The sequence below is a fragment of the Luteolibacter pohnpeiensis genome (genome assembly GCF_016595435.1).
GTDB lineage: Bacteria > Verrucomicrobiota > Verrucomicrobiia > Verrucomicrobiales > Akkermansiaceae > Luteolibacter > Luteolibacter pohnpeiensis.
Genome location: NZ_JAENIJ010000065.1, coordinates 1 through 6,389, shown reverse-complemented (window position 1 = coordinate 6,389; position 6,389 = coordinate 1). Strand labels below are relative to the sequence as shown.

The following is a 6,389-nucleotide window of genomic DNA, read 5'->3' as shown; positions in this document are numbered from 1 at the left end:
AGAGTGCTCGAAGGCTTGTCGATGGGGACGCCTCTCACCCTGATTTGCGCTGAGGAAGGGATGCCTTCGCCGAAGACGATTTACAATTGGATGGCCGAAGACGAGGGACTTTCTTCACGCATCGCGCGCGCGAGGGAGGCTGGTTTTGACCGGATCGCGATGGAGGCGCTTGAGATCGCAGACACGCCCCAGGAAGGCGTTGAACGCACCGACACGCCAGACGGCCCCAGGATTAAGCGAGGGGACATGCTTGGGCATCGACGACTTCAGGTAGAGACTCGTCTCAAGCTCCTGGCCAAGTGGGACCCGAAACGCTACGGGGACAAGATCACTCAGGAGATCAGCGGGCCGGATGGCGGACCTATCCAGACCGTCGAGGAATACCGCCCGACTGAAGCTGACGAGGCAATCCTTCTGCGGATAGCTGCCAAGCGTGATGAAATTCGTAAGAGCCGTGAGGCTGAGGAGGATGCAGAGTGAAGACTCAGAGAACTATTCTGAGTCCTTCCGAGTTCGCCTGGTTCCAGCTGGGTGAAAAGTCGCTCTATGACTGGCAAATCGAGTGCCTGGAGGCGATCGGCCTGCAGGAGGAAGACGGACCGCCTGTTGCGATTGCAGCAGCTAACGGATCAGGCAAGACGGCCAAGGTTGTGGCTGCGGCCATTCTGTGGTTCCTGAGCCGTTTCCCGCGTGGACAGGTGGTTGTGACCTCGGGTTCGTTCCGGCAGGTGGAGAAGCAGCTGTGGCCTGCTCTCCGAGTGCATCAGAAGAAATTCCCGGCGTGGACGTTCCTGCAGACTGAGCTGAAGACGCCAGAGGGTGGGTTTGCGCTCGGATTTTCGACCGATGACCCGGGACGCGCTGAGGGCTGGCACCCGAAGATCGGCAGCGAGACTGACCCTGTAATGATCATCGTCGACGAGGCGAAGACGGTGCCGGATGGGGTGTTCGAGGCATTCGACCGCTGCACCCGCGTGTTCCAGCTTTGGGTCAGTTCACCTGGCAAACCTTGGGGCCAGTTCTACGAGGCTTTCCATTCGCTCAAGAAGTTCTTTTGGACGCGCAAGGTGCGCTCGGATGAGTGCCCGCACATCGATCCGGCGAAGCGTGCGCGTGACCTGGAAAAATACGGGCCGGATCATCCGCTGTATCGGTCCATGCATGAGGCGGAGTTCACCGAGGACGCGGAGCGTTTGGTGCTGGCTCCGGATCGTTTGGCAAAGGCTCTGGAAGGCCAGCCACAGCCGGAGGAGGATGGCGAGGTGGTCGCATTCCTCGACTTCGCTGCAGGGCGCGACGAGAACGTGCTGGCAGTCCGACGCGGCAACACGGTTCGCATCATCAAGGCTTGGGTCGAGAAGGACACGATGCAGGCCGCTCGCGAGTTCGTTCGTTTGCTGAAGACCGAAGGCATTCAACCCGGTCAGGCGTGGGGTGACGCAGACGGCTTGGGCACGGTGATGATCGATGCCATTGCCGAGCTGGGCTTTTACCTGAACCGTTTCCACGGTGGCCAGGCAGCGAGCGATCCGGATGAATACGCGAACCTCATCGGTGAAGTCTGGCACGTCGGTGCGACCGAGATCGAGCGGGGGAGAATCAACCTCGGAGTTCTGGATCCGGTGACGTTTAAGCAAATCTCAACCCGCAAGAGTGAGTGGAGCGAGAACGGCAAGCTGCGTGTCGAATCAAAGGACAAGATGCGGGCCGAAGGGAGGCATTCACCTGACCGTGGCGACGCGGTGCTCGGTTGTATCGCTTGCGGTTCCCGGATGAGCGGAGCAATTCGCGCCAACTCGATCCACGTTCCAGAGGCAAGCCGTGACAGCTTTTCCAATGGACTGGTGACGGGCTGGTGAAGCCGGGACCACTCGGAGCAATGGCGTTGGGTGAACCGAGAGCTGCACCATGCGTGGTGTGAAGACCAAACTCCTATCATTCCTCGCGGCGGTTGCCGCTTTCCTCACCTTCGTCGGCGGACTTGATCTTGCCGGGATTGTTAGTTTCCTCCCGGACACAGTGGCCACCGGACTTGCGACGGCATTGCCACTGCTTGCAGGGGTGGTCCACTTGATCGAGGCGCTCGGTGATTTCATCGACGACGGCAAGATCAACAACTCATGGTCGCCGAAGCTCTACCCGCTCGCCTTGTGGCTCACATTGGGCGTGCTGTCCTACCCGCTCGTTTCGTGTGCCGGTCTGACCTCAGGTCTAACAGGTCAACCGATTGCCACGGTGCCGGTGCAGCGTGAGAACGGCACGCCTTTCAACGTGGCCAGCTCCGATGTTCTCCGCGCCGAGTCGCAACCTGACACCGCCTGGGGTCTCTACGACGCCGGGGCCGTTGCCGAAGTCCTGACCCCGATTGCCGATTCGGGAAAGTGATGCTGCTGAAATTCCTGTTCCCCTAATCCCTTAGCGGCCGGTCCAGCCCGCACCCAAAAAGCCATCCCCGAAGACCGGAAGTAGGGGACGGCTAAACTTTTTCCTGATTCATGAAAATCACCGATGACCACTGGCTGGAAGATGCCAAACGAGTTCCTTTACCTGGCGGTGCGGTCATGTCGATTCGACGTTTCCTTGTGATGCATTTCACCTCGGGCGCGACCGCCATGTCCTCCATCAACTACTGGAAGGAACTGGGCAATGGAGTGTGTGCGCATGTCGTGATCGATCGCGATGGCACGATCTATCAATGCCGGCCCTTCAACCGGACCTGCGGTCATGCCGGAGCCTCGCAATGGAAAGATCCGAATACCGGCATCACCTACTTTGATCTGAACTCCTGCGCGATCGGGATTGAGATGGCAAACGGAGGCGACTCGGATTCATTGATCGAGCGATTCTCGAAGCTGAAGCCGCTTGTGGCTCGTCACAAGAACGGTGGGCCAGTGAAGAACTGGGAAAAGTATCCCAAGGCTCAGCTGGACGCCTGCGAAGCCGTCAGCAAGGCGCTGGTCGCCCGATACAACCTCGACGACCTCGTCGGTCACGATGACATTGCCCCAGAGCGCAAAGTCGATCCCGGCCCGGCCTTCCCCATGCAAGCCATGCGCGAGGCCTGCGGTTTTCAAGGTCTTCCAAAACCCTAAACCATTATGTCTCCCATCGAAACTTTACTCGTCGCAGCCGTTTCGACACTGGCAGGCGTGATCGTCTGGCTTTACAAATCCCAAGAAACCGCTCGAGCCAACGCTCACAAGGAGACTCGTGCGCAGATGGTCGCGCTCGAAGGCCGGATCACAGAGAGTGAAAAGCACGTTGAGGAGTGCGACAAGGATCGCGAAAACCTCAGGACTCGAGTGGCTGTTCTTGAGGATCGGGAGAAACGGAAGGTGCAGTGTCCGAAGGCGGATTGTCCGCTGAGGCTTCCGTGATTAACTCTTTAGCGTGGGAGGCCATTGGGCCGATATTTCTCCAAGGTTTGATAAGAATCTTCAGGTTTAGGTATAAACGGCGTGGAAGTTTAGGTGGTAGGCAGCTTTTTTTTTCGGTGGCTTGCAGATCCTTTACTGTTGCAGCATAATTATACCTCGTTCGGCTATGCTTTTGAATTTAAGTCCAACGGTCGAAGGATAGTGTCATCTTCTGGAGAGAGGTTTATTGTCCACCAAGAGTCGGAGGAAACGCTAAGGTTGCGTGACCAGCGCTCAATAATTTGAGCCGAACGAGTAGCGATTGAATCTATTACGGCGTTGAGTGTGGCCTTATAGTTGACGATGGTTGAATCGGCGGGAGAAAGCGAACTGATGCCGAAAAACATGCCTGCCTTGGTGGGGAGAACCATAAGAAGCTCTTCAGGTTCGGCGATGAAAGGGCTCGATCGGAAGTCCAGATCGGTATGTGCGAAATGTTTGTCGCGCATTGTGAGAATGTTTCTGTGGGTATCAAGATGTTCTGGTGGCACCACATCTTCAGGTAAGCGCATGCCAAACCCGAGATTTCTGTCACGGGACTGTTTGAATGGTTTACTGTAGTTGACGAAGAAAGACGTCCAAACGATCTCGCGGAAGAACATGGTATCTTGAAACTCGTCAACTCTGTCGGCAAATGCGAGTGAAGCCGATGCATACGAAAGCTGCATCTCTGCAGTCTTGTATTTTACGAGGTCGACGCGTTCTTTAAGGGGGGCTGTGCTCATGGTATCCGAACTGCTAAGGTTATTAAGGTTGACGCAAAATTTCAAAATTCAGCTGGCTGGGTTCGTTGCGGTCAGGCGTGGAACGAATGAGGACGAAATGTGGGCTTGACCCGTGCCACTGGCGGATGAGGTAAGCGAAAATTGTATAGCCACGTCGTGGAAGGTGTTGAGGGCGACACCTTGTTGGGCTTGGTATTTAGCGAAATGAGCAAGGAGCGCCAAACTGAGATTCGGACCACTTTAGAAGGGACTGTAGAGCTTGTTCTTTTGAATCACCGTGCGTGGTATGCAACTTGAAATCCATTATGCCCAAATCACTGGGATCCTGTGGATTGCCTTGATGACGAATAAAGTAGAGAATGCTGGCCAAGTGTAGTCCTCCCTCAATCCGTTTCAAAAATATTTGATAAGTCCCTTTCGGAGTTAGAATGCACTGCGGTGGAGTCATGAGTTTTGTCTATTTGGGGCCGGGAAAGGTCGAAACATAGCGAATCTTGAAATCACCAAAAGCATTCACGAGCTGAATCTTGTAGTCAGGAAATGCAGTGACTACCTGCCACTTCCCGGGCGAATTGGGAAAAGCAGACACTTCTTGAACAGCGAGATCCTCGAACGCTTTGACCACCTCGACTTTGTAATCGGGAAACGCCTTCACGTATTGGATCTTGCCGTAGATTTTGCTGACGTCCGGTTTGTTCATAGATTCTTTATTTTTGTGGCCCAACGTTCAATGTCCAGGCACGGGAGATGCCAGTTGCCTGGGGGCCTGTTGAGTGTTTCATTTTAGCTTAAGCGCAAGGGAGGCTTGTTTGTCATTCAGATGTACCCTCATTGATTCTGAAAGGTAAACGTGCTTGTTGGAAGTCATTCCCCAAAATCCCCCGATGCCTTCTGAACCAATTCGGATGCGGTGGCGATTGCGTTCTTCCCTCCAGAAGGGCTTGGATCCAAAGTCATCTTCGACGACTTCGAAGGTTCCTCCAGCCTTCTCAATCAGGTCCTCAATTGTCTCTGCAGATTGGATTTTGTGTGCAGCAATATCCAAGTCGCCACAAATCGCCTCGACGAATCTGGTGTAGTCTCTATTGCGCTCCTCGAGCAGAAATCGAAGAGCAATGTAGAAAGGATCTACCGCCTTTACGATTTCGCCGGAACTAGAACTACTCTCGTGGGACATTTGGTTTCGGAGTGCCTTCACTTCCGCTAAAATCTCATGAACATCAGTCTTAATCGGCCGGATTGCCCCCGTGAGTCGGTCACCCATGAAATGAGCAAGCTGCTGCTTGAGGCGGCTTTTCGCTTCAGTTGCGGTCCGAAACTCGATCAAACCATTGTAAATCTGTGAAGTTATGACCTCATCGACAAGCTTGAAAGTCTCGCGCGCGTGATCCATGTACTCGAAGTGGTTCCATGTAGCGGATTCGGGGTCAGCGTCGAATACCTTCTTGAAGCTCATGACATCCGCGTCCACAAATGTAATTAACGGAATTTCGTGTCTTCGCGCAGTATGAAACTCGCGATGAGTAACGCTCAGTCCCTCACTGCCAATACTCCCGTAGCGCTTACCAATGATAAGAATGGCTATGTGACATTGTTGCATCGTCACATAGCAGGCGTCCGCAGCAGAACCCTCGTGGATGTAACCCACGCCTCCATGCTCGCTCATCACTGGATTGTAGGCAACCTCGGTCAGAGCATCTCTGAGCGTCTCTCGAAGATATTGCAAATCGGCGATCGTGGAGCTTACGAAAACGTTAGGGATCATTGGGGATTCTTGGGATGACTCATAAGATAATTCGTGGCGGAATAAAAGCTTGAATTCAAACGGTTGGGATTTTTCCCGTTAGCGGATCGGGACCACTCGCCTGGATTGAGGATGGATGGCTCTCTGCCACACTCCCTGCGTGAATCCGATCCGCAGGTTTCAAGACTGGAGACTCGTCATTCGGCTACCGGCCAAGGCTGTTAGCCTGGAGGGGTGCTCGGCGCGGTGCCAGCTCCGTAAATCCCCACGCCCCGGTGCTCCGTTGGCGGCGGAGATTTCCACATCGATCCCGGTTCCGGCGAATCTGGAGATCATTTGCGATCTGACTAAGGAGCAGACCGGTCAGCTCGAAGCCGGTCGCTACTGGATCGATTGCCTTCTGGATCGACCGGACGGATTCACGGAACCCGCTCTCACTCCTTACCCCATCGAGGTCGCCAACTCGGTGACCCTTCCGCTTTCATGATCGTTACCCAAACCGTT

The 6,389-nt window shown here is 54.7% G+C and carries 9 protein-coding genes; 6 read left to right on the top strand and 3 right to left on the bottom strand.

Features of this window, described 5'->3' with window-relative positions; translation table 11 throughout:
- The 5 genes from JIN85_RS19470 to JIN85_RS19450 form a co-directional block, all read left to right on the top strand.
- Positions 1-480: terminase small subunit-like protein (locus JIN85_RS19470; RefSeq protein ID WP_200273984.1), on the top strand; the 480-nt coding region annotated here is incomplete at its 5' end.
- Positions 477-1,859, top strand: a complete 1,383-nt coding sequence (locus JIN85_RS19465) for a DEAD/DEAH box helicase family protein (RefSeq protein WP_200273982.1) — start codon at positions 477-479, stop codon at positions 1,857-1,859. The genes JIN85_RS19470 and JIN85_RS19465, both read left to right, overlap by 4 nt.
- 58 nt (positions 1,860-1,917) lie before the next feature.
- A complete protein-coding gene (locus JIN85_RS19460) occupies positions 1,918-2,385 on the top strand; it encodes a hypothetical protein (RefSeq protein WP_200273980.1) in 468 nt (155 codons plus the stop codon).
- A gap of 110 nt (positions 2,386-2,495) precedes the next feature.
- Positions 2,496-3,092: an N-acetylmuramoyl-L-alanine amidase gene (locus JIN85_RS19455; protein ID WP_200273978.1), complete on the top strand. Its 597-nt coding sequence runs from the start codon at positions 2,496-2,498 to the stop codon at positions 3,090-3,092.
- 6 nt (positions 3,093-3,098) lie between these two features.
- The gene (locus tag JIN85_RS19450) at positions 3,099-3,377 is read left to right on the top strand and encodes a hypothetical protein (protein ID WP_200273976.1); all 279 of its coding nucleotides are present in this window, start codon (positions 3,099-3,101) and stop codon (positions 3,375-3,377) included.
- A 164-nt stretch (positions 3,378-3,541) separates the two neighbouring features.
- Here the strand turns inward: JIN85_RS19450 and JIN85_RS19445 are convergent, their stop codons facing one another.
- From JIN85_RS19445 to JIN85_RS19435, 3 genes are all read right to left on the bottom strand, one after another.
- Positions 3,542-4,141 carry a hypothetical protein gene (locus JIN85_RS19445; protein WP_200273974.1) on the bottom strand — a complete coding sequence of 200 codons (600 nt, stop codon included), beginning with the start codon at positions 4,139-4,141 and terminating at the stop codon, positions 3,542-3,544.
- A 457-nt stretch (positions 4,142-4,598) separates the two neighbouring features.
- Positions 4,599-4,841 carry a 7(1) septoil knot domain-containing protein gene (locus JIN85_RS19440; protein ID WP_200273972.1) on the bottom strand — a complete coding sequence of 81 codons (243 nt, stop codon included), beginning with the start codon at positions 4,839-4,841 and terminating at the stop codon, positions 4,599-4,601.
- A 78-nt stretch (positions 4,842-4,919) separates the two neighbouring features.
- Positions 4,920-5,906: a DUF4062 domain-containing protein gene (locus tag JIN85_RS19435; RefSeq protein WP_200273970.1), complete on the bottom strand. Its 987-nt coding sequence runs from the start codon at positions 5,904-5,906 to the stop codon at positions 4,920-4,922.
- Between the two features lie 115 nt (positions 5,907-6,021).
- Between JIN85_RS19435 and JIN85_RS19430 the strand changes: the two genes are divergently transcribed.
- On the top strand, positions 6,022-6,372 hold the full coding sequence (locus tag JIN85_RS19430) for a hypothetical protein (protein WP_200273968.1): 351 nt from the start codon (positions 6,022-6,024) through the stop codon (positions 6,370-6,372).
- Positions 6,373-6,389 lie beyond the last annotated feature (17 nt).